The 20,494-nt window shown below is 72.0% G+C and carries 15 protein-coding genes; 8 read left to right on the forward strand and 7 right to left on the reverse strand.

Going from position 1 to position 20,494, the window contains the following annotated elements; translation table 11 throughout:
• Positions 1-326: 326 nt before the first annotated feature.
• The 5 genes from ABZ840_RS37300 to ABZ840_RS37320 are packed head-to-tail and all read right to left on the reverse strand — an operon-like array spanning position 327 to position 5,987.
• Entirely contained in the window at positions 327-1,637 is a 1,311-nt protein-coding gene (locus ABZ840_RS37300; protein ID WP_361568417.1) for a DUF58 domain-containing protein, read from the reverse strand.
• Positions 1,638-1,645: 8 nt separating this feature from the next.
• Positions 1,646-2,611 carry a MoxR family ATPase gene (locus tag ABZ840_RS37305; protein WP_361568419.1) on the reverse strand — a complete coding sequence of 322 codons (966 nt, stop codon included), beginning with the start codon at positions 2,609-2,611 and terminating at the stop codon, positions 1,646-1,648.
• Positions 2,592-3,857 carry a DUF4350 domain-containing protein gene (locus tag ABZ840_RS37310; RefSeq protein ID WP_361568422.1) on the reverse strand — a complete coding sequence of 422 codons (1,266 nt, stop codon included), beginning with the start codon at positions 3,855-3,857 and terminating at the stop codon, positions 2,592-2,594. Before ABZ840_RS37310 ends, ABZ840_RS37305 begins: the two co-directional genes overlap by 20 nt.
• A complete protein-coding gene (locus tag ABZ840_RS37315) occupies positions 3,854-4,522 on the reverse strand; it encodes a DUF4129 domain-containing protein (protein WP_361568424.1) in 669 nt (222 codons plus the stop codon). Before ABZ840_RS37315 ends, ABZ840_RS37310 begins: the two co-directional genes overlap by 4 nt.
• Positions 4,523-4,550: 28 nt before the next feature.
• The gene (locus ABZ840_RS37320) at positions 4,551-5,987 is read right to left on the reverse strand and encodes a hypothetical protein (protein ID WP_361568427.1); all 1,437 of its coding nucleotides are present in this window, start codon (positions 5,985-5,987) and stop codon (positions 4,551-4,553) included.
• A gap of 215 nt (positions 5,988-6,202) precedes the next feature.
• Here ABZ840_RS37320 and mtnA point away from each other — a divergent pair, with 215 nt between their 5' ends.
• The 7 genes from mtnA to ABZ840_RS37355 all read left to right on the forward strand — a co-directional run bounded on the left by mtnA (position 6,203) and on the right by ABZ840_RS37355 (position 15,181).
• Positions 6,203-7,375: an S-methyl-5-thioribose-1-phosphate isomerase gene (gene mtnA / locus ABZ840_RS37325; protein ID WP_361568430.1), complete on the forward strand. Its 1,173-nt coding sequence runs from the start codon at positions 6,203-6,205 to the stop codon at positions 7,373-7,375.
• Positions 7,372-8,049, forward strand: coding sequence for a two-component system response regulator MtrA (gene mtrA, locus ABZ840_RS37330; protein ID WP_030250475.1), 678 nt, complete (start codon positions 7,372-7,374; stop codon positions 8,047-8,049). Before mtnA ends, mtrA begins: the two co-directional genes overlap by 4 nt.
• Positions 8,050-8,113: 64 nt before the next feature.
• Positions 8,114-10,366 (forward strand): MtrAB system histidine kinase MtrB, encoded by a 2,253-nt coding sequence (gene mtrB / locus ABZ840_RS37335; RefSeq protein ID WP_361568449.1) that lies wholly within the window; start codon positions 8,114-8,116, stop codon positions 10,364-10,366.
• Positions 10,367-10,458: 92 nt separating this feature from the next.
• Positions 10,459-12,231, forward strand: a complete 1,773-nt coding sequence (locus ABZ840_RS37340; protein ID WP_361568452.1) for an LpqB family beta-propeller domain-containing protein — start codon at positions 10,459-10,461, stop codon at positions 12,229-12,231.
• 223 nt (positions 12,232-12,454) lie between these two features.
• Positions 12,455-13,177, forward strand: coding sequence for a phosphoribosyltransferase family protein (locus ABZ840_RS37345; protein WP_361568433.1), 723 nt, complete (start codon positions 12,455-12,457; stop codon positions 13,175-13,177).
• A gap of 320 nt (positions 13,178-13,497) precedes the next feature.
• Positions 13,498-14,193: a ribosome-associated translation inhibitor RaiA gene (gene raiA, locus ABZ840_RS37350; RefSeq protein WP_361568436.1), complete on the forward strand. Its 696-nt coding sequence runs from the start codon at positions 13,498-13,500 to the stop codon at positions 14,191-14,193.
• A gap of 232 nt (positions 14,194-14,425) precedes the next feature.
• On the forward strand, positions 14,426-15,181 hold the full coding sequence (locus ABZ840_RS37355; protein WP_361568439.1) for a response regulator transcription factor: 756 nt from the start codon (positions 14,426-14,428) through the stop codon (positions 15,179-15,181).
• 37 nt (positions 15,182-15,218) lie between these two features.
• Here the strand turns inward: ABZ840_RS37355 and ABZ840_RS37360 are convergent, their stop codons facing one another.
• Positions 15,219-16,445, reverse strand: a complete 1,227-nt coding sequence (locus ABZ840_RS37360; protein ID WP_361568442.1) for a crosslink repair DNA glycosylase YcaQ family protein — start codon at positions 16,443-16,445, stop codon at positions 15,219-15,221.
• A 70-nt stretch (positions 16,446-16,515) separates the two neighbouring features.
• Positions 16,516-17,130, reverse strand: coding sequence for a GNAT family N-acetyltransferase (locus ABZ840_RS37365; protein ID WP_361568444.1), 615 nt, complete (start codon positions 17,128-17,130; stop codon positions 16,516-16,518).
• A 399-nt stretch (positions 17,131-17,529) separates the two neighbouring features.
• Here ABZ840_RS37365 and secA point away from each other — a divergent pair, with 399 nt between their 5' ends.
• Positions 17,530-20,364: a preprotein translocase subunit SecA gene (gene secA / locus ABZ840_RS37370; RefSeq protein ID WP_361568446.1), complete on the forward strand. Its 2,835-nt coding sequence runs from the start codon at positions 17,530-17,532 to the stop codon at positions 20,362-20,364.
• The last annotated feature ends 130 nt before the right edge of the window (positions 20,365-20,494 follow it).

Raw genomic sequence — 20,494 nt, forward strand, 5'->3', positions numbered from 1 at the left:
GGTACTGCAGGGGGGACCCTGTGGGAGAGTAGGACGCCGCCGAACAAACTTTGAGGGAAAGCCCCGCACCGTATGGTGCGGGGCTTTTCTGCGTTCCGGGGCCGGTTCCGCCGGACGCTTTTCCCTGCACGTCCTTTCGGTACGGGTACGTCGCAAGCCTCGTACGCCGGCTGAGAGCGGCGTGCGGCACGCGCGTGAACCTCCTGGGCACTCGCCCGAGCCATTCAGGAGAGACCTGAGCCATTCAAGAGAGAGAAGCCGAGCGAGACTTCCCGGACCCAGTGGGCCCGAGCGCCGCATTCCCCTCCCAGCTGCCGCAGGCGCCCTCAGAGCCGTCTGGAGGCCTTGAGGGCGAGGTATGCGTCGGCGAGTTCGGGGGCCAGGCGGGTGGGCGTCGTGTCGACGACGGTGACGCCGTGGCCGCGGAGGCGGTCAGCGGTGCGGTGGCGCTCGGCGCGGGTACGTTCGGCGGCGGCCGCGGCGTACACATCGGCCGGGGTGTGGCGGGAGCGGGCCAGCGATTCGATGCGCGGGTCGGCCACGGCGGCCACGATGACCTCGTTGTTCCGGGTGAGTCCCGGAAGTACGGGGAGCAGGCCCTCCTCGACCGGAGCCGCGTCGAGGCCGGTGAAGAGCACGATGAGGGAGCGGCGGGGCGCACTGCGGCGGATGGCCGCGGCGAGGCCCCGGGCGTCGGCCTCGACGAGTTCGGGCTCCAGAGGCGTCATGGCGTCGGTCAGCGCGGGCAGCACGTCGCGGGCCGTGCGGCCGTGGACGGCGGCGCGTACGCGGCGGTCGTAGGCGAGCAGGTCGACGCGGTCGCCGGCGCGTGAGGCGAGCGCGGCGAGGAGCAGGGCGGCGTCCATGGCGGCGTCGAGGCGGGGGATGTCGCCGACGCGGCCGGCCGAGGTGCGGCCGGTCTCCAGGGCGAGAAGGATGTGGCGGTCCCGTTCGGGACGCCAGGTGCGTACGGCGACGGTCTGCTGCCGTGCGGTGGCCCGCCAGTCGATGGAGCGGGTGTCGTCGCCGGGCGTGTAGTCGCGCAGGCTGTCGAACTCCGTGCCCTCGCCGCGGGTGAGGATGCTGGTGCGGCCGTCGAGCTCGCGCAGTCGGGCGAGCTTGGCGGGGAGGTGCTTGCGGCTGGTGAACGGCGGCAGGGCTCGGACCGCCCAGGGGACGTGGTGGCTGCCCTGGCGGGCGGCGAGGCCGAGTGGTCCGTACGAGCGGACGGTGACGCGTACGGCGTGGTGTTCGCCGCGGCGGGTGGGGTGCAGGGCTGTGGTGACGCGGCGGCGCTCGGCCGCGGGGACCCGGAGTCGGTGCCGGGAGGCGGCGAATTCGGTACCGGGGTGGAAGGCGCTGGGCGGCCAGGCGTCGCGGAGGTCGGCACGCAAGGGTCGGCCGGTGGGGTTGGTGACAGTGAGGTGTGTGGGGACAGCGTCACCCAGTCGAACTGACGTGTCACCGGTACGGGTGAACTGCAGCTTTCGCACTGGCGCGGCGAGTGACAGGTCGCACAAAATTGCTGCAAGCAAGGTGAGTTGGACGGCGAGGATGCCCGTCCAGCCGGGGAGCAGCAGACCGACGACGAGTGCGCCAAGAGCCGCGAGGAGCGCGGTGCGTCCGGTAAGGGCCATGGCGTGGCTCAGCGGGGGACGGGAAGGTGGGAGAGGACCGCGGAGATGACGGAGTCGGACGTGACTCCTTCCATCTCCGCTTCGGGGCGGAGCTGGACGCGGTGGCGCAGTGTGGGGAGGGCCAGGGCCTTGACGTCGTCGGGGGTGACGTAGTCGCGGCCGGTCAGCCAGGCCCAGGCGCGTGCCGTGGAGAGCAGTGCGGTGGCGCCTCGGGGGGAGACCCCGAGGGCGAGCGAGGGGGATTCACGCGTGGCACGGCAGATATCGACGATGTAAGCGGCGATGTCGGGGGAGACGGACGTCTTGGCGACGGCTGCCCGGGCGGCTTCGAGGTCGGCGGCGCCGGCGACGGGGCGTAGCCCGGCGGAGTCGAGGTCGCGTGGGCTGAAGCCCTCGGCGTGCCGGGTGAGGATGCCGATCTCGTCCTGACGGGCGGGCAGCGGGACCGTGAGCTTGAGCAGGAAGCGGTCGAGCTGCGCCTCGGGCAGCGGATAGGTGCCCTCGTACTCCACCGGGTTCTGGGTCGCGGCGACCAGGAACGGCTCGGGCAGGGGCCGCGGCGTTCCGTCCACGGTCACCTGGCGCTCCTCCATGGCTTCGAGTAGGGACGCCTGCGTCTTGGGAGGCGTCCGGTTGATCTCGTCCGCGAGCAGGATGTTCGTGAAGACGGGGCCCGGCTGGAACGAGAACTCCGCGGTGCGCGCGTCGTAGACGAGTGAGCCGGTGACGTCGCTCGGCATCAGGTCGGGGGTGAACTGGACGCGCTTCGTGCCCAGGTCGAGCGCGGCCGAGAGGGAGCGTACGAGCAGGGTCTTGGCGACGCCGGGCACGCCTTCGAGCAGGACGTGGCCTCGGCAGAGCAGGGCGACGACCAGGCCGGTGACGGCGGGGTCCTGGCCGACGACGGCTTTGGCGATCTCGGTGCGCAGGGCTTCCAGGGAAGCTCGGGCGCTGTCAGCTGTCGGGGTGCTCACGAGGTGCGTGCCTCTCTTGATGAAGGATCGAGCGTTCGAGGTCGTCGAGTCGGTCGGCCAGCTGGACCAGGGCCTTGTCGTCCGCCGGCGCGGGGCCGAAGAGCAGGGCCTGCAGGGCTCCGGAGGAGGTGCCGTCCGCGCTGAGGTGGGCGGCGACGGCCGGTACGAGGACGTCGGCACTGTCGATGTGGAGGGGAGGCACACCGACGAGGGGGGCCAGCCGGGCGCGGGTGGCCGAGCGCAGGACGGTGGCGGCCTGGTCGCGGGCGCCGGCCTGTTGGTAGAGGCGGGCGCGGCCCTCGGTCGTCTCGGCGGCGGGCACGGTGACCGGCAGCCGCTCGGGGACGAGGGGGCCGAGGCGGCGGGCCCGCCAGAGTGCGGTGAGTACGGCGGCGAGGGCCAGTTGCAGCAGGCCCCAGCGCCAGCCGGCGGGGACGAGGTCGAGGAAGGAGCGCTCGCCGCCCGGGGCAGATGCGGGATCGCTGACGGAGGGGAGGTACCAGACCAGATGACGGTGCGAACCGAGGAGTTGCAGGGCGAGCGAGGCGTTGCCCCGTTCGTCGAGGCGGTGGTTGTAGAGCAGATCGGGGGCGCCGAGCAGGACGGTGTCGTCGGCGGACGCCCGGGCGCCGCCCGTCGGCCCGTTGCCGTCGGCCGAACTGCCCGGCAGGCGCAGCAGGGTGGGCAGGCCGTTGACGGAGTAGCAGCGGTCGGTGCCGGGGGCGGCGCCGATGAAGCGGGTCCCGCCGAGGTCGGCGTCGCCGGCCCGGCGGGCGGCGGGCAGAGAGCAGCCGGGCGGGCGCACGGTGACGTCGGTGGGCTCGGCGGTCCGGACACCGGGGGCCAGGGAGTCGAGCGCCGGCTGGTCGGGGGCGAGGAGGACGGTGCGGCCGGCGGCGCGCCCGGTGGCCGTACGCAGGGTGGCGAGCTGGCGGCCGGTCAGCAGGTTCGGTTCGGTGACCAGGAGGGTGGTGTCCGGGCCTGCCGCGTCGGCGGCTTCACGGGTGCTGGTCACGACACGGGTGCTGACGCCCCGTTCGGACAGCAGGGTGGCGAGCGCGCGGCTGCCGGTGCGGTCGGCGGAGCGCGGATCGAGGCGCCCGTGCTGTTCGTCGGACTTCAGTGCCGCGATGGTGATGCCGCCGAGGGCGAGGACGAGGAGCGCGATAAGCAGGCCCCGGGCGCGGGACCAGATCCTGGCGGCGGTGGGGGAGACGGAGGTGGAGTACGCGGGGGCGGTGGTCATCCGGCGGCCCCGGGCTGGACGGTGGTGAGCTGTGGCCTGTCGTTGCTCAGGTCCGTGTCCAGGGTGCTGAGCAGGGCGTATTCCTCGGCGGTGGCGGGCCGTCGGCCGTATGTGACGGCGTCGAAGGTCCGGGCGGCCGCGCGCAGCCGGTCGGCGTGGGCGGGGAAGACGCGGCCGGATTCGGTGGCCGCCTCGTCGGCGGTACGCCCCGGGGCCGGCGTGAGCAGCGCGCGTTCCTCCAGGGCGAGGACGAGGCCCCGCATCCGTTCCTGTACGGCGGGGGTCCAGTCGTTGCGGGCGGCGTGGGCTTCCGCGGCCGTGCGGTGTTCGGCGGCGGTGCGCGGCCGGTCGGTGAAGAGCGCGGCGCCGGTGGTGGGAGTGCGGCGCAGGGCGCCGAGCCGCAGCCGGAGGGCGACGACCAGCAACAGGACGACCAGGGCGATGACGAGCAGGCCGACCCAGCCGCCGGGGGTGGCCCCGGCAGCCGCGTTGAAGAGGTCGTCGACGCGCTGCCAGAGCCAGTTCAGGGCGCGCTGGAGCGGGTTGGGGTCGTACTCGTGGTACCGCGGCTTGGACAGTTCGCGTTCCGCCGCTTCCCGGGCGGGGACGCGCGGCGTCCGTATGGGCCCCTCGTCGCCGGTGCCCGCGAGGTGTTGCGCGAGCACGGCGACTCTCCCCCCGGCCGTCACCGCATCAGCTCCCGGGCGTGGGACCGGCGGCGGGGGACGCGTCGGCGTCGTAGCCGGGAAGGCCGGCAGCGCGCGCCAGTTCGAGGTCGAGCGCCTCGCGGCGGATCCGCTGGTCCATGTACAGGAGCGCGGTGACGCCGGCGCTGATCGGGAAGGTGACGGTGGAGCTGATCACTGCGCCGATGCCGACCACGATCAGGAACGTCCAGCCGGTGCCGGCGCTGCCGTTCATCCAGTCCGCCGCGCTGTCCCCGCCGAGCAGCATGCCGATGACGGTGGCCGGGATCTGGACGATGAACTCCACGATCACCACGATCAGTACGGTGAGCAGCTGGATGCCGAGCACCCGCCACCAGGCGCCGCGTACGAGCTTGGCGGAGCGGCGCATGGACGTGATGACGCCCTGCTTCTCCAGCATCAGGGCCGGCGCGGCGAGGCAGTAGCGGATCCACAGCCAGACCCCGAGCACCAGGGCGGCGAGGCCGCCCAGCAGTGCGAGACCCAGGCCGGCCGGCTCGGCGCCCGCCGCGGCGATGACGATGCCCGGGACCAGGCACACCGTCATGATGGCGAGGATCAGCAGCGGAAGGAGGATGAGCAGGCCGAAGAGACGGGGGAGTTGGCGACGCGAGTCCTGCCAGGCCTCGCCGATCGAGACCGGGCGGCCCAGGACGGCACGGCTGACGACCATGGTGATCAGCGCGGTGACGATCACGGTGCCGAGCATGGCGATGAACCAGGTGATGCCGCTGGCGGCGAGCTGGCCGCCGGCCTCGCGCATGACCTTGTCGAGGTCCGCGTTCGGGTCGTTCCCGAGAGTCAGGCTGTCGGCACGCTGGAACCACACGCCCGACACGACCGTGGCGGCGGCCTGCGTGATCACGGCGACGACGAGCGAGATGCCCATCATGGTCCGCCAGTGCGCCCGCATGGTGGCCACCGCGCCGTCCAGGATCTCGTTGATGCCGAGCGGACGCAGCGGGATGACGCCGGGCTTGGCCGCCGGAGGCGGCGGGGACCAGGCGCCGCCCCAGCCGGGCCGGCCGCCGCCCCACTGGGGGCCGCCGGGTCCGGGCTGGCCGCCCCAGCCGGGTTGCCCGCCCCAGCCGGGCTGACCGCCGGGGCCGCCCTGCGGTCCGGGGCCGCCCGGTGGGTTCCAGCCGGAGCCGCCGTCGTTCGGCGCGGATCCGCCATGGCCGCCGGCGCCCGGCGTGCCACCGGCCGGTGCGTCACCGCCGGGCGCGGACCACTGTCCGGCCGGCGGCTGCTCCTTGGCCCACTGGGCGGACGGCTGCTGATCCGCCGCGCCGTTCTCGGGGGCGGGTGCGTCGGCGGGCTGCGGGTCCGGGGACTGCTCGGGCGGTGCGGGCTGCTCCTGAGGGCCGCGGTCCGGCTCGTCGGAGGGGGATCCGGGCGAGGCCCAGCCCGGAGAGTTGTTCATCGTCGCTCCTTCTCACTGCCCGTCCGCGGCGGCGGTCGGGTTCCGGGATCCGCGGTGCCAGTCATCGTGCCATGGCAAGTCCGGTTTCGTACCGGCCCCCTTGTCACGAGGAGCTGTTCCGGTGCCGGGCCGAGATGTTCCGGTTCCCGCGACAGTTGTCCAGGACATGCGGGGAGACCTTCTGCTTGCCCCGCCGCTGACGGCAGACTGAGCGGATGGCCGATCCGTACGGAGTACCCCAGGCGCGTGCCGAGGCACCCGCGATCCCCGCGTTGCGTTGGGAGGAGCCGCCCGAAGGACCGGTGGTGGTCCTGCTGGATCAGACACGATTGCCCGCCGAGGAGACGGAGTTGGTCTGCACGGACGTGCCGGCTCTGGTCCAGGCGATCCGGACGCTGGCCGTGCGCGGCGCTCCGCTGCTGGGCATCGCCGGGGCGTACGGCGTCGCCCTGGCGGCGGCCCGCGGGTTCGACGTGGCCGAGGCCGCCGCGACCCTGTCGTACGCCCGGCCGACCGCCGTCAACCTCGCGTACGGGGTGCGGCGTGCGGTGGCGGCGTACGAGGAGGCACTGGCCGCCGGGAGCACGGGCGAGAAGGCCGCGGCGGCCGCTCTGGCCGAGGCCCGGGCCGTGCACGCCGAGGACGCGCGGGCCAGCGCGCGGATGGCGGAGCACGGGCTGGAGCTGCTCGGCGAGCTGCTGCCGGGCGGCAGTCACCGCATCCTCACGCATTGCAACACCGGCGCGCTGGTCTCCGGGGGCGAGGGCACCGCCTTCGCCGTGGCGCTGGCGGCGCACCGGGCGGGAGAGCTGCGACGCCTGTGGGTGGACGAGACCAGGCCGCTGCTGCAAGGTGCGCGGCTCACCGCGTACGAAGCGGCGCGGGCGGGCATGGCCTACACAGTGCTGCCCGACGGGGCGGCGGGGTCGCTCTTCGCGGCGGGCGAGGTGGACGCCGTACTGATCGGCGCGGACCGGATCGCGGCGGACGGCGCGGTCGCCAACAAGGTGGGCAGCTATCCGCTGGCCGTTCTGGCGCGCTACCACCACGTGCCGTTCGTGGTGGTAGCCCCCACCACGACGCTGGATCCGGAGACCGAGGAGGGTGCGTTGATCGAGGTCGAGCAGCGAGCAGGGTACGAAGTGACCGATATCTCGCTGCCGCATGTACCCGTCACGGGCGCCGAGGCGGGCGTCGCGCTCGCGGTCACGCCACCGGGCGCCCAGGCCTACAACCCGGCCTTCGACGTCACCCCCGCGGAGCTGGTGACCGCGATCGTGACCGAGGCGGGGGTGGTGTCGCCGGTCACCCGGGACGCCCTCACGGAGGTGTGTTCCACGTCACGATTCGGTAAGTCACGATCAGGTAATGGGATGATGGCCGAATGAAGGGACGCGTCCTGGTCGTCGACGACGACACCGCACTGGCAGAGATGCTCGGCATCGTGCTGCGCGGCGAAGGCTTTGAACCGTCGTTCGTGTCGGACGGCGACAAGGCGCTCGCCGCGTTCCGCGAGGCCAAGCCCGACCTCGTACTGCTCGACCTGATGCTGCCCGGACGGGACGGCATCGAGGTGTGCCGGCTGATCCGCGCCGAGTCCGGTGTGCCGATCGTGATGCTCACCGCCAAGAGCGACACCGTCGATGTGGTGGTCGGGCTGGAGTCGGGAGCGGACGACTACATCGTCAAGCCGTTCAAGCCCAAGGAGCTGGTGGCCCGGATCCGGGCGCGCCTGCGGCGGTCCGAGGAGCCCGCGCCGGAGCAGCTGGCCATCGGTGACCTGGTCATCGACGTGGCGGGGCACTCCGTGAAGCGGGACGGGCAGTCGATAGCGCTGACGCCGCTGGAGTTCGACCTGCTGGTGGCGCTGGCGCGCAAGCCGTGGCAGGTCTTCACCCGTGAGGTGCTGCTGGAGCAGGTCTGGGGGTACCGCCACGCCGCGGACACCCGGCTGGTCAACGTCCACGTCCAGCGACTCCGCTCGAAGGTCGAGAAGGACCCGGAGCGGCCGGAGATCGTGGTGACGGTGCGCGGCGTCGGCTACAAGGCCGGACCCAGCTGACATGCCCCGGGACGGTTCGGCTCCGGAGGGGACGCGGGGGCGGGCCGCTGACACGGCGGACGACATGTCCTTCCTGGAGCGCTTCGTACGAGGCGGGCAGCAGCTGCTGCCGGACGGGCCCGGTGCCGGGCCCGTCCACCCCGTGCTGCGCCTCATCGGCCGCTGGGTACGCAGGCCGCTGCTGCCCGCGATGCGCCTGTGGCGGCGCAACATCCAGCTGCGGGTCGTCGCGACGACCCTGCTGATGTCGCTCGGCGTGGTGCTGCTGCTCGGCCTCGTGGTCATCGGGCAGGTGCGGAATGGTCTGCTGGACGCCAAGCGGCAGGCCGCGCAGAGCCAGGCCGCCGGCGGCTTCGCCGTGGCGCAGCAGATGGCCGACGGCGCCGGCGACACCCGCGGGGACGACGCCCAGCGGACCGGGAACCGCGGCGCGCAGGACTCCGCGACCTGGCTCACCAGCCTGGTCGAGCAGCTCGCCAGTGGCGGGCAGGGCGTGTTCTCGGTGGTCGCGCTGAGTTCGGACTCCGCCGTCGAGCAGCCCTTCGTGGACGACAGTCCCGGCATCCGGGGGCCGCGCGCTTCGGGCGACGTGGACCCGGAGCGCAGCGTGCCCGCCGAGATGCGGCGGAAGCTGGACAAGCAGGCGGGCACGTACCGCGAGTACACCCAGATCAAGCGGGTGGGGTCGGACGAGGGCGAGCCGGCGCTGGTGATCGGCAAGCGCCTGGACGACGTCAACAGCAACCCGTACCAGCTCTACTACCTGTTCTCCTTCAGCCAGGAGGAGAAGTCGCTCAGCCTGGTCAAGGGCACCCTCGCCACCGCCGGCGTCTTCGTGGTGGTGCTGCTCGGCGCCATCGCCTGGCTGGTCGTACGGCAGGTCGTCACCCCGGTACGGATGGCCGCGGGGATCTCCGAGCGGCTGGCCGCCGGGCTGCTGCAAGAGCGGATGAAGGTCACCGGCGAGGACGACATCGCACGGCTGGGCGAATCGTTCAACAAGATGGCGCAGAACCTCCAGAGCAAGATCCAGCAGCTGGAGGCGCTCTCCCGGATGCAGCGCCGCTTCGTGTCCGACGTGTCGCACGAGCTGCGGACGCCGCTGACGACCGTACGCATGGCCGCGGACCTCATCCACGACGCGCGCGACGACTTCGACCCGGCCACCGCGCGCTCGGCGGAGCTGCTGCGCGGCCAGCTGGACCGGTTCGAGTCGCTGCTGGCGGACCTGCTGGAGATCAGCCGGTTCGACGCGGGCGCCGCCGCGCTGGAGGCCGAGCCGATCGACCTGAGGGACGTCGTCCACCGCGTCATCGAGGGCGCCGAGCCGCTGGCCGAGGCCAAGGGCAGCCGCATCATCGTGCGCGGCGCCGAGTACCCGGTGGTCGCCGAGGCGGACGCCCGGCGCGCGGAGCGCGTGCTGCGCAACCTCGTGGTCAACGCCGTGGAGCACGGCGAGGGCCGGGACATCGTCGTCCGCCTGGCCTCGGCCGGCGGGCGGAGCGGCGGCGCGGTGGCCGTCGCGGTACGGGACTACGGCGTCGGGCTGCGGCCCGGCGAGGCGACGCGGGTCTTCAACCGGTTCTGGCGCGCGGACCCGGCCCGGGCGCGCACGACCGGCGGCACGGGCCTCGGCCTGTCGATCGCGGTCGAGGACGCGCGGCTGCACGGCGGCTGGCTCCAGGCGTGGGGCGAGCCGGGCGGTGGCTCGCAGTTCCGGCTGACCCTGCCGCGTACGGCCGGTGAGGCGCTGCGCGGTTCGCCGATCCCGCTGGAGCCGGAGGACTCGCGGCGCAACTGCGCCCGCAGCCGTGCGGCCGGGCACCGCGCCATCGAGGCACGCAAGCCCGCGCTCACGCTCCCGGCCCAGGCCGGGAACGGCGCCGAGAGGCACGGCACACACCCTGGCACGCACTCCGCCGGCGGGAATGGAGCCGCGGACAAGGGCGGGAGCGGACCCGCAAGCAACGGCGGGAACGGAGCCGCAAGCAACGGAAGCGGGGCCGTGGGCAACGGGAGCGCGCCTCAGGAGAGCGCCGCGCACAACGGGGCCGGCGCGCGCAACGGAGCGGGTGACGGCGGAGCGCCGCACGACGGGGACGCGCCCCAGGGGGCGGAGCCTCGGGGTGCCGGCTCGGGCGGGGCGACCGAGGGCCGCGTGCGTACGGAGACGCCCGTGCGCACCGACTCCCGTGCCTCCTCCACGGACGCCCGCTCCCGTACGGACGAGAACGGGAACGGCCGGGGAACCGGTGGGAACGGCGGCCAGGGGCCAGGCGGGAACGGCGGTCAGGGAACAGGAGGGCGAGCCTCGTGACCGGCGCTGATCAGAAGCGCGGCGGAACGCGGCGCGGCGGACGGCTGCGCGGGACACGGCCCCGTACGGTCGCGGTGCTCGCCGCCGGGGCGATGCTGCTGGCCGGGTGCGCGTCGATGCCGGACGAGGGCGAATCGCTGCCGGTCGACCAGGCCTCGCGCGCGGACGCCGACTCTCAGGTACGGGTCTACGGCGTGCCGCCGCAGGACGGTGCGCAGCCGACCGACATCGTGCGCGGCTTCCTCGACGCGCTGACCAGCGACGAGGCCAACCTCCGCACCGCCAAGCAGTACCTGGCCACGCCGGCCCGTAAGGCGTGGCAGCCGTTCGCGACCACGAAGGTGCTCCAGGAGCGGCCCAAGGCCACCCCGGAGGGCAGCCCGTCCAACCGGGAAGACGCCAAGGGCTACACCGTCTCGCTCGAGGGCGCGCAGGTGGCCACGGTGGACCGCAAGCACGCCTATACGCCCCAGGAGAAGGCGTACAAGGACACGATGCACCTGACCCGGGAGAACGGGCAGTGGCGCATCGACCGACTGCCGAACGGCCTCGTGCTCGGCCTGCCGGACTTCCAGCGCATCTATCAGCCCGTCAACAAGTACTACTTCGCGGCGTACAAGTCCGAGGCAGGGGAGCCGCGGGCGGGCAAGAACGTGCTCGTCGCCGACCCCGTGTACCTGCGGCAGCGGATAGACCCCGTCACGGCCAGCGTGAACGCCCTGTTGCAGGGGCCGACCAACTGGCTGGACAAGGTGGCGACTTCCGCGTTCCCGGAGGGCACGCGCGTCACCCGCCCCACCCTCACGCTGGACGACTCCAACGCGCTGCGGGTGCGGCTCAACAAGCAGGCCGACGGCGTCGAGGCCGGCCAGTGCCGGCGGATGGCCGCCCAGGTGCTCTTCACGGTGCAGGGCATGGCGCGCGCTTCGAAGGTCAGCGAGGTGGAGCTCCAGGACGACCACGGCGAATCGCTGTGCAGCCTGAAGCAGCAGGACGCGGTGGACGGGTACGCGCAGCAGGCCAGGGCGCGGCACACGGCGCTGGAGTACTACATCGACGGTGACCACCGGGTGGTCAGCATGACGGACTCCGTGACCGACGCGACGCCGGTGCCGGGGCCGCTGGGTACGGGGAAGATCGCGCTGCGCTCCGTCGGCGTCGCGCACGGGGAGACGACCGCGGCGGGCGTCTCGCTCAACGGCCGCGCGCTGTACGTCGCCGACCTGGACGAGAAGGCCGACCGGGCCGAGGTACGGCTGCGCAGCAAGGCGAAGAACGAGGCGGACGGGCTGACCGCGCCGAGCTGGGACGGCCTCGGCGACCTGTGGATCGCCGACCGGGACGACGACGGATCGCGGCTGCTGAGGCTCCGGTCGGGCAAGGGCGAGCCGCAGGAGGTCGCCGTACCGGGGCTCGGCAAGCGGCGCATCAAGGCGATCAGGGTGGCGTCGGACGGCATCCGGATCGCCATGCTCATCGAGGACAAGGGCCGGACGACCCTGCAGCTGGGCCGCGTCGAACGCGGCGGCACGGCGATGAACCCCAAGCTGTCCGTCGAGGCGCTGCGCCCGATAGCGCCGCAGCTGGAGGACGTGGTGGCCGCCTCCTGGGCGGGCGACAGCCGGCTGGTCGTGGTCGGCCGGCAGTCCGGCGGGGTGCAGCAGATGCAGTTCATGGAGACGGACGGTTCGGCGTCCAACACGCAGACGCTCCCCGGCGTGAACGGCGTCGAGTCGGTCGCGGCCTCGGAGGACGAGAGCCGGCCGCTGATCGCGGATGCCGACGAGGGCATCGTCCGACTGCCGCTGGACGCGAACTGGAAGACCGTGGCGACGCGAGGTACGGCTCCGGTCTACCCGGGGTGAACGGCGTCCTCCGCCCGTCCTCCGTCGATCCCCCTTCGCCCGTCCTCCGTCCGTCCCGGCCCGATTTCCGGACGGGCGGGGCAGGGCCTTTCCGCAGGTGAAACCGCCTACGAGCTGCCCGCGATACGTCCATGAGCCGCCCGCGCGGCCTTCCGTGGCCGCCCGGCCCGTGAACTTATCCACAGGGGTGGTGAGGCGGCGGCGAGGGCGGGACAGTAGAGGTATGCGGGGGTTGTGGCGGGAGTTCGCCGGGCTGGTTCTGCCGGTCGGCTGCGCAGGGTGCGGCAGGCCGCGGACGGAGCTGTGCGAGGAATGCGTGCGGTCGCTGTACGCCGGGGGCGGACAGGCGGCCGGGAGACGGCGTGGGCCGCGGCGGGTGCGGCCCAGTCCCGCGCCGCCGGGGCTGCCGAGGGTGTATGCGGCGGCCGCGTACGCCGACGCGGTGCGGGCCGTCCTGCTGGCGCACAAGGAGCGGGGCGCGCTGGCCCTGGCCGTGCCGCTGGGCGGGGCGCTGGCGGGGGCCGTGCGGGGTCTGCGGCCGGGCCGTGGGCCGCTGCTGCTGATACCCGTGCCGTCCGCTCCGCGCGCGGTGGCCGGGCGGGGCCACGACCCGGTACGGAGAATCGCGCTGGCGGCGGCGCGGGAACTGCGGCGCGGCGGGACCGGGGCGCGCGTGCTGGCCGCCCTGCGGCAGCGGCGGACGGTGATCGATCAAGCCGGGCTCGGAGCGCGGCAGCGACAGCAGAATCTCGCCGGGGCCCTGGAGGTGGTGGCCGGCGGCGGGCGGCTGCTGCGCGGCGGACCTGTGGTGCTGGTGGACGACCTGATGACCACCGGAGCGTCGCTGGCCGAGGCGGCGCGGGCGGTCCGAGAGGCGGGAGGGAGAGTGGCGGGAGCGGCCGTCGTGGCGGCGTCGCCCGGCGCTTTCGAAATCAACTGGAACTGACCGGGAAAATTCATCGTTGCAGGTACTGAGGGCAAAAAATCACTCAAACGGAGCTACCCCCCAGGAGGGGGTGCCGACAACCCGCCAAGCGAGCTATGTTCGGTTGTGAGGACTTGGAGGACGCTTTGCCTCGAATGCCGGATAGGTGCGGTTCCTGGCGCCGGCAGAGATGCTGAAAACGGCTGGAGTGGAGTCCTGGTACGTGGGGGAGAAGGAGGTGAAAGTCGCCAAGTCCGAGGCTTCGGCACTTGTCGGAGCCTGGTGCAAGAAGGCATCACCTCGCTCGCACAGGGCGGAGTGATCCGGGAACGGAGTTCTGCGTGGACATCGTCGTCAAGGGCCGCAAGACCGAGGTGCCCGAGCGGTTCCGGAAGCACGTGGCCGAGAAGCTGAAGCTGGACAAGGTCCAGAAGCTCGACGGCAAGGTGATCAGCCTCGACGTCGAGGTGTCCAAGGAGCCCAACCCGCGGCAGGCCGACCGTTCCGACCGGGTGGAGATCACTCTCCGGTCCCGTGGCCCGGTGGTCCGGGCCGAGGCAGCCGCCGCCGACCCGTACGCCGCGCTCGATCTGGCCACGGCCAAGCTCGAGGCGCGACTCCGTAAGCAGCACGACAAGCGTCACTCGCGGCGCGGCAGCGGACGCATCCCGGCCAGTGACGTGGCCGTGAGCGTCCCGGACGCGGCGCGGCTCAACACCAACGGCGAACTGGCCGCCCAGGAATCCTCCGACGAGGAGAAGGTGCCGACCACCCGGATCGGGTCGCTGGAGGTCCAGGGCGAAGGCCCCCTGGTCGTCCGCGAGAAGACCCACTCCGCGGCCCCCATGACCCTCGATCAGGCGCTCTATGAGATGGAGTTGGTCGGTCACGACTTCTACCTCTTCGTCGATGCCGACACCAAGCAGCCGAGCGTGGTCTACCGGAGGCACGCGTACGACTACGGCGTCATCCGCCTGAACTCCGATCCGTTCGCGGACGGATCGCCCACCGAAGCCGGCGGGGCGCTCGGCGGCTGAGCCCACCGACGAGGCGCCCCCGGCGTGCGCCGGGGGCGCCATTGTGGCCGCTGTGAGCAGGAGTTGAGGCCGTATAGTGTCTGTGCGGCCAGGGTGTTGGGACACGAAGTGCGACATGCCGGAGAGACGGTTTGTGTATGGCGCTGATCGGGCTGGCCGTAGCGGGCTGTTGTCAACCAGCCTTATGACCAAACTCAGGCCTTCCGGGCCGAGTAGTTGACGGGGAGGAACGATGGGGGACAGCTTCGGGCCTGTGCGCAATGAAGCGGACGATGACCGCATCGGCATGGCCGATGGTGTCGGCTCGGGCGTGACCGCGCCCCGCAAGGAGCCGATCAGAGTCCTGGTGGTGGACGACCACGCGCTCTTCCGGCGCGGGCTGGAAATCGTGCTGGCCCAGGAAGAGGACATCCAGGTCGTCGGCGAGGCCGGGGACGGCGCCGAGGCCGTGGACAAGGCCGCCGACCTGCTGCCGGACATCGTGCTGATGGACGTCCGGATGCCGCGGCGGGGCGGTATCGAGGCGTGCACCTCCATCAAGGAAGTGGCCCCCAGCGCGAAGATCATCATGCTGACGATCAGCGACGAGGAGGCCGACCTCTACGACGCGATCAAGGCGGGGGCCACGGGTTACCTCCTCAAGGAGATCTCCACCGACGAGGTCGCCACGGCGATCCGCGCGGTCGCGGACGGCCAGTCGCAGATCAGCCCTTCGATGGCGTCCAAGCTGCTCACCGAGTTCAAGTCGATGATCCAGCGGACGGACGAGCGACGGCTCGTCCCCGCGCCGCGGCTCACCGACCGCGAGCTGGAGGTGCTGAAGCTCGTCGCCACGGGGATGAACAACCGCGACATCGCCAAGGAGCTCTTCATCTCCGAGAACACCGTGAAGAACCACGTGCGCAACATCCTGGAGAAGCTGCAGCTGCACTCCCGGATGGAAGCGGTGGTCTACGCGATGCGCGAGAAGATCCTGGAGATCCGCTAGCGGGCGAGCCGGCGGCCACCGGCCCGCCCGCGGCGCGTCAGCCGGACAGCTCGGCGTTCAGGGCGGCGAGCAGGGCCGGGTCGTCGCAGCGTTCGACGCGGACATCGTCGCAGTCGACCCAGGCGGCGGCTTCCCGCAGGGCCTGCGCCATGGGGCGAACGGCCTTGGGCCCCTGCATCGAGACCTGACGGGCCACGAGCGTCGTCCCCTCGCGGGCCGGGTCCACCCGGCCGACCAGCTTGCCGCCGGCCAGCAGCGGCATCGCGAAGTAACCGTGTATCCGCTTGGGCCTGGGGACGTATGCCTCCAGCCGGTGCGTGAAGCCGAAGATCCGCTCCGTACGCGGCCGGTCCCAGATCAGCGAGTCGAACGGCGAGAGCAGCGTCGTGCGGTGCCGGCCGCGCGGCGGCTCGGCCAGCGCGGCCGGGTCCGCCCAGGCGGGCTTGGACCAGCCCTCGACCTCGACGGGCACCAGCCCCGTCGCCTCGATGACCGCGCCGACCTGCTCGCCCTTGAGGCGGTGGTAGTCCGCCAGGTCCGCGCGGGTGGCCACGCCCAGCGCGGCCCCGGCCTGCGCGACGAGGCGGCGGACGCACTCGGTGTCGTCCAGGTCGTCGTGCAGCAGGTCGTCGGGGACGGCGCGCTCGGCGAGGTCGTACACCCGCTTCCAGCCGCGGCGCTCCGTGCACACCACCTCGCCGGTGTCGAGGAGCCACTCCACCGCGATCTTCGTCTCGGACCAGTCCCACCACTCGCCGCCGTTCCGGCCGCCGCCCAGCTGGGTGGTGGTGAGCGGGCCGTCGGCCTTCAGCCGGTCCAGGACGGCGGCGCACGAGCGCTCGGAGTCCTTCATGACGTGCCAGCGGTGGCCGCGCGCCCGCATGGCCCGGCGGCGGAACGCGAAGTGCGGCCACTCCTCGACGGGCAGGATGCAGGCGGCGTGCGACCAGTACTCGAAGCTGTGCGGGGCGTACGCGGCACCGGACGGCGGGGCGGCGCCGTCCGTCTCCGGGCGCGGGGTCCAGTACGCCGACTCCACGGCGGCGCGGCCGACCGCGCCGAGGCGGGCGTACGGGATCAGCTCATGGGAGCGGGCCAGCACGGAGATCGTGTCGAGCTGCACGGCGCCCAGGCGGCGCAGGACGCCCCGCACCCCCGCGCGCCGGTCGGGCGCGCCCAGGAATCCCTGGGCGCGGAGCGCGAGACGGCGCGCTTCGTCGGCGGACAGGCTGGTCACGGGCTGCACGGCAGGCACGGCTGTCATGCCGATCAGACTAGGACCGGGTACTGACAACGGCCCGCAGAATCGATCACCAGTTCCCGGTACGTGCGGCTCAGCCTGCCCGTCCGCCGTACGGCAGGTACGGCGTCTCCGAGGGAAGACCCAGGTCGGAGGGGAGGAGGGAGGCGGTCCAGGCGTCCCGGCGGGTGCCCTGGCGGGGGACCTTCGCGCGCATCGTGCCCTCCATGCGGAAACCGGTCTTCATGGCGACGGCCCGCGACGCTTCGTTGCCCGCCTCGGCGTGCCACTCCATGCGCTCCACGCCGAGGTCGGTGAACGCCCAGCGCACGATCGCGCGGGCGGCCTCGACGGTGTACCCGCGGCCGCGGTGCTCCTTCACCGACCAGTACCCGAGCTCGGCCTGGCGGTCGGGCGGCGCCAGGAGGGACATCCGTACCAGGCCCGCCGAGCCCACCAGCGCTCCGTCGCCCGCCGGGCGGCCGTCCTCCTTGAGCGTCACGGCGAACGTGTACGTGGTGTCCTCGCGCCAGCCGCGGGCGGTGAAGGGGCCCACGAAGTCCTCCGCGTGCGCGCGGGTGTACGGGGAGGGGACCGTCGTCCAGCGCGGGATGTCGGGGTCCTGACACGCGGCGTGCACGGCCGCGGCGTCGGCGGGGCGGAAGGGGCGCAGGACGAGCCGTTCGGTGGTGAGGATGACGGGTTCCATCCCGTCAGTGTGCGTATTGGCCGAGGCCGGGGCGAAGGAATTACGCTGCGCCCCGGGGCGCGCCCGGAACCGTCGTACTCAGGCAGGACGCCGGCACCGCGGCACGCCGGACCCGCTTTCGCCCGGCGCGCGAACCGGAACGTGTTCCGGCCGCGTACCGGCACCTTCTGCGGGCCTCGCGCGTTGTCGTAGCGAGAGGACCGGAGAGAGGTGACCGACAGTGTCGTAGCGAGTCGTGGAACGTTGTGGAGAAGGGACAGGGGCCTTCGGGCGACGGACCTCCCTGCTGAGTGGGGTCCTCCCTTACGATGGCCGTTGCGGCGGGGCCTGCCCCTTGGAAAAATGCCGCGCCCGCGCACCGACCGTGCACAGGCCCGACCGGCGAGGAGACCAGCCCAAGTGTCCGTCTTGACGAAGATCATGCGTGCAGGCGAAGGCAAGATCCTGCGCAAACTGCACCGCATCGCGGGCCAGGTCAACTCCATCGAAGAGGACTTCGTCAAACTCTCCGACGCCGAGCTCCGCGCCCTCACCGACGAGTACAAGGAGCGGTACGCCGACGGCGAGAGCCTGGACGACCTGCTCCCCGAGGCGTTCGCGACCGTCCGCGAGGCCGCCAAGCGGGTGCTCGGCCAGCGCCACTACGACGTCCAGCTGATGGGCGGCGCCGCGCTGCACCTCGGGTACGTCGCCGAGATGAAGACCGGTGAGGGCAAGACCCTGGTCGGCACCCTGCCCGCGTATCTGAACGCGCTGTCCGGCAAGGGCGTCCACCTCATCACGGTCAACGACTACCTGGCCGAGCGCGACTCCGAGATGATGGGCCGGGTCCACAAGTTCCTGGGTCTCTCGGTGGGTTGCATCCTGGCGAACATGACGCCGGCGCAGCGCCGCGAGCAGTACGGCTGCGACATCACCTACGGCACGAACAACGAGTTCGGCTTCGACTACCTCCGCGACAACATGGCCTGGTCGCAGGACGAGTTGGTCCAGCGCGGACACAACTTCGCGATCGTCGACGAGGTCGACTCCATCCTGGTCGACGAGGCCCGTACGCCGCTGATCATCTCCGGCCCCGCGGACTCCGCGACGAAGTGGTACGGCGACTTCGCCAAGCTGGTCAAGCGCCTGAAGAAGGGCGAGGCGGCCAACCCGCAGCGCGGCGTCGACGAGACCGGTGACTACGACGTCGACGAGAAGAAGCGCACGGTCGGCATCCACGAGTCCGGTGTCAGCAAGGTCGAGGACTGGCTGGGCATCGACAACCTGTACGAGTCGGTCAACACCCCGCTCGTCGGTTATCTGAACAACGCCATCAAGGCGAAGGAACTGTTCAAGAAGGACAAGGACTACGTCGTCATCGACGGCGAGGTCATGATCGTCGACGAGCACACCGGCCGTATCCTCGCCGGCCGCCGCTACAACGAGGGCATGCACCAGGCGATCGAGGCGAAGGAAGGGGTGGAGATCAAGGACGAGAACCAGACCCTCGCCACGATCACCCTCCAGAACTTCTTCCGCCTCTACGACAAGCTCTCCGGCATGACCGGTACGGCCATGACCGAGGCGGCCGAGTTCCACCAGATCTACAAGCTCGGCGTCGTCCCGATCCCGACGAACAAGCCGATGGTCCGCAAGGACCAGGCGGACCTGATCTACCGCACCGAGGTCGCGAAGTTCGCCGCGGTCGTCGACGACATCGCCGAGAAGCACGAGCAGGGCCAGCCGATCCTGGTCGGCACCACCTCGGTCGAGAAGTCCGAGTACCTCTCGCAGCAGCTGAACAAGCGCGGCGTGGCGCACGAGGTGCTCAACGCCAAGCAGCACGACCGGGAGGCCTCGATCGTCGCCCAGGCCGGCCGCAAGGGCGCCGTCACGGTCGCGACGAACATGGCCGGCCGCGGTACGGACATCAAGCTCGGCGGCAACCCCGACGACATGGCGGAGACCGAGCTGCGCGGCATGGGCCTGGACCCGGTCGAGCACGCCGAGGAGTGGGCGGCCGCGCTGCCCGCCGCCCTGGAGAAGGCCGAGGCCGCGGTCAGGGCGGAGTTCGAGGAGGTCAAGGACCTCGGCGGGCTCTACGTTCTCGGTACGGAGCGGCACGAGTCGCGCCGTATCGACAACCAGCTGCGCGGTCGTTCCGGCCGTCAGGGCGACCCCGGCGAGTCCCGGTTCTACCTCTCCCTCGGCGACGACCTGATGCGCCTCTTCAAGGCCCAGATGGTCGAGCGCGTGATGGCCATGGCCAACGTGCCGGACGATGTGCCGATCGAGAACAAGATGGTCACCCGCGCCATCGCCTCCGCGCAGTCGCAGGTCGAGCAGCAGAACTTCGAGACGCGGAAGAACGTCCTGAAGTACGACGAGGTGCTCAACCGCCAGCGCGAGGTCATCTACGGCGAGCGCCGCCGCGTCCTGGAGGGCGAGGACCTCCAGGAGCAGATCAAGCACTTCATGGACGACACCATCGACGCCTACATCCAGGCGGAGACGGTCGAGGGCTTCGCCGAGGAGTGGGACCTGGACCGGCTGTGGGGCGCGTTCAAGCAGCTCTACCCGGTCAAGGTGACCGTGGAGGAGCTGGAGGACGAGGTCGGCGACCGCGCCGGGATCACCGCCGAGTTCATCGCCGAGGCGGTCAAGGACGACATCCACGAGCAGTACGCGGCCCGCGAGGAGCAGCTCGGCTCGGAGATCATGCGTGAGCTGGAGCGCCGCGTGGTGCTGTCCGTCCTGGACCGCAAGTGGCGCGAGCACCTCTACGAGATGGACTACCTCCAGGAGGGCATCGGCCTGCGGGCGATGGCCCAGAAGGACCCGCTGGTGGAGTACCAGCGCGAGGGCTTCGACATGTTCACCGCCATGATGGAGGGCATCAAGGAGGAGTCCGTCGGCTACCTGTTCAACCTGGAGGTCCAGGTCGAGCAGCAGGTCGAGGAGGTCCCGGTGGCGAACTCCGCGGAGCGGACCTCGCTGGACAAGGACGTGCAGGACACGGTGCCGGCGCAGGCCGGGGCCCGGCCGGAGATCCACGCCAAGGGGCTGGAGGCGCCGCAGCGACCGGAGCGCATGCACTTCTCCGCGCCGACGGTGGACGGCGAGGGCGGGGTCGTCGAGGGCGACTTCACCACCGACGCCGTGCCCGCGGGCGAGACCCGCTCGGAGTCGGACGGCATGACGCGCGCCGAGCGCCGCAAGGCCCAGAAGGGCGGCCGACGCCGCAAGAAGTGACGAGGTCGGCGCAGCCGACGAGCGCGCCGACGGCCGGGGCCCCGCAGCGAGTGCACCGCTGACCGCCAGGAGGCAGCGCAGTTCTGGTGGCAGTTCGCCGCCGGTGCCGGCTCTGCGACCGCCGCCCACT

Source organism: Streptomyces sp. NPDC047117, assembly GCF_040643545.1.
In the GTDB taxonomy this organism is placed as follows: Bacteria; Actinomycetota; Actinomycetes; order Streptomycetales; family Streptomycetaceae; genus Streptomyces.

Coding starts and splice junctions, on each gene's coding strand:
- ABZ840_RS37300 (WP_361568417.1), bottom strand. CDS start 1,637: ATGGCCCTTACCGGACGCACCGCGCTCCTCGCGGCTCTTGGCGCACTC.
- ABZ840_RS37310 (WP_361568422.1), bottom strand. CDS start 3,857: ATGACCACCGCCCCCGCGTACTCCACCTCCGTCTCCCCCACCGCCGCC.
- ABZ840_RS37320 (WP_361568427.1), bottom strand. CDS start 5,987: ATGAACAACTCTCCGGGCTGGGCCTCGCCCGGATCCCCCTCCGACGAG.
- mtnA (WP_361568430.1), top strand. CDS start 6,203: ATGGCCGATCCGTACGGAGTACCCCAGGCGCGTGCCGAGGCACCCGCG.
- mtrA (WP_030250475.1), top strand. CDS start 7,372: ATGAAGGGACGCGTCCTGGTCGTCGACGACGACACCGCACTGGCAGAG.
- mtrB (WP_361568449.1), top strand. CDS start 8,114: ATGTCCTTCCTGGAGCGCTTCGTACGAGGCGGGCAGCAGCTGCTGCCG.
- ABZ840_RS37340 (WP_361568452.1), top strand. CDS start 10,459: ATGCTGCTGGCCGGGTGCGCGTCGATGCCGGACGAGGGCGAATCGCTG.
- ABZ840_RS37345 (WP_361568433.1), top strand. CDS start 12,455: ATGCGGGGGTTGTGGCGGGAGTTCGCCGGGCTGGTTCTGCCGGTCGGC.
- ABZ840_RS37355 (WP_361568439.1), top strand. CDS start 14,426: ATGGGGGACAGCTTCGGGCCTGTGCGCAATGAAGCGGACGATGACCGC.
- ABZ840_RS37360 (WP_361568442.1), bottom strand. CDS start 16,445: ATGACAGCCGTGCCTGCCGTGCAGCCCGTGACCAGCCTGTCCGCCGAC.
- ABZ840_RS37365 (WP_361568444.1), bottom strand. CDS start 17,130: ATGGAACCCGTCATCCTCACCACCGAACGGCTCGTCCTGCGCCCCTTC.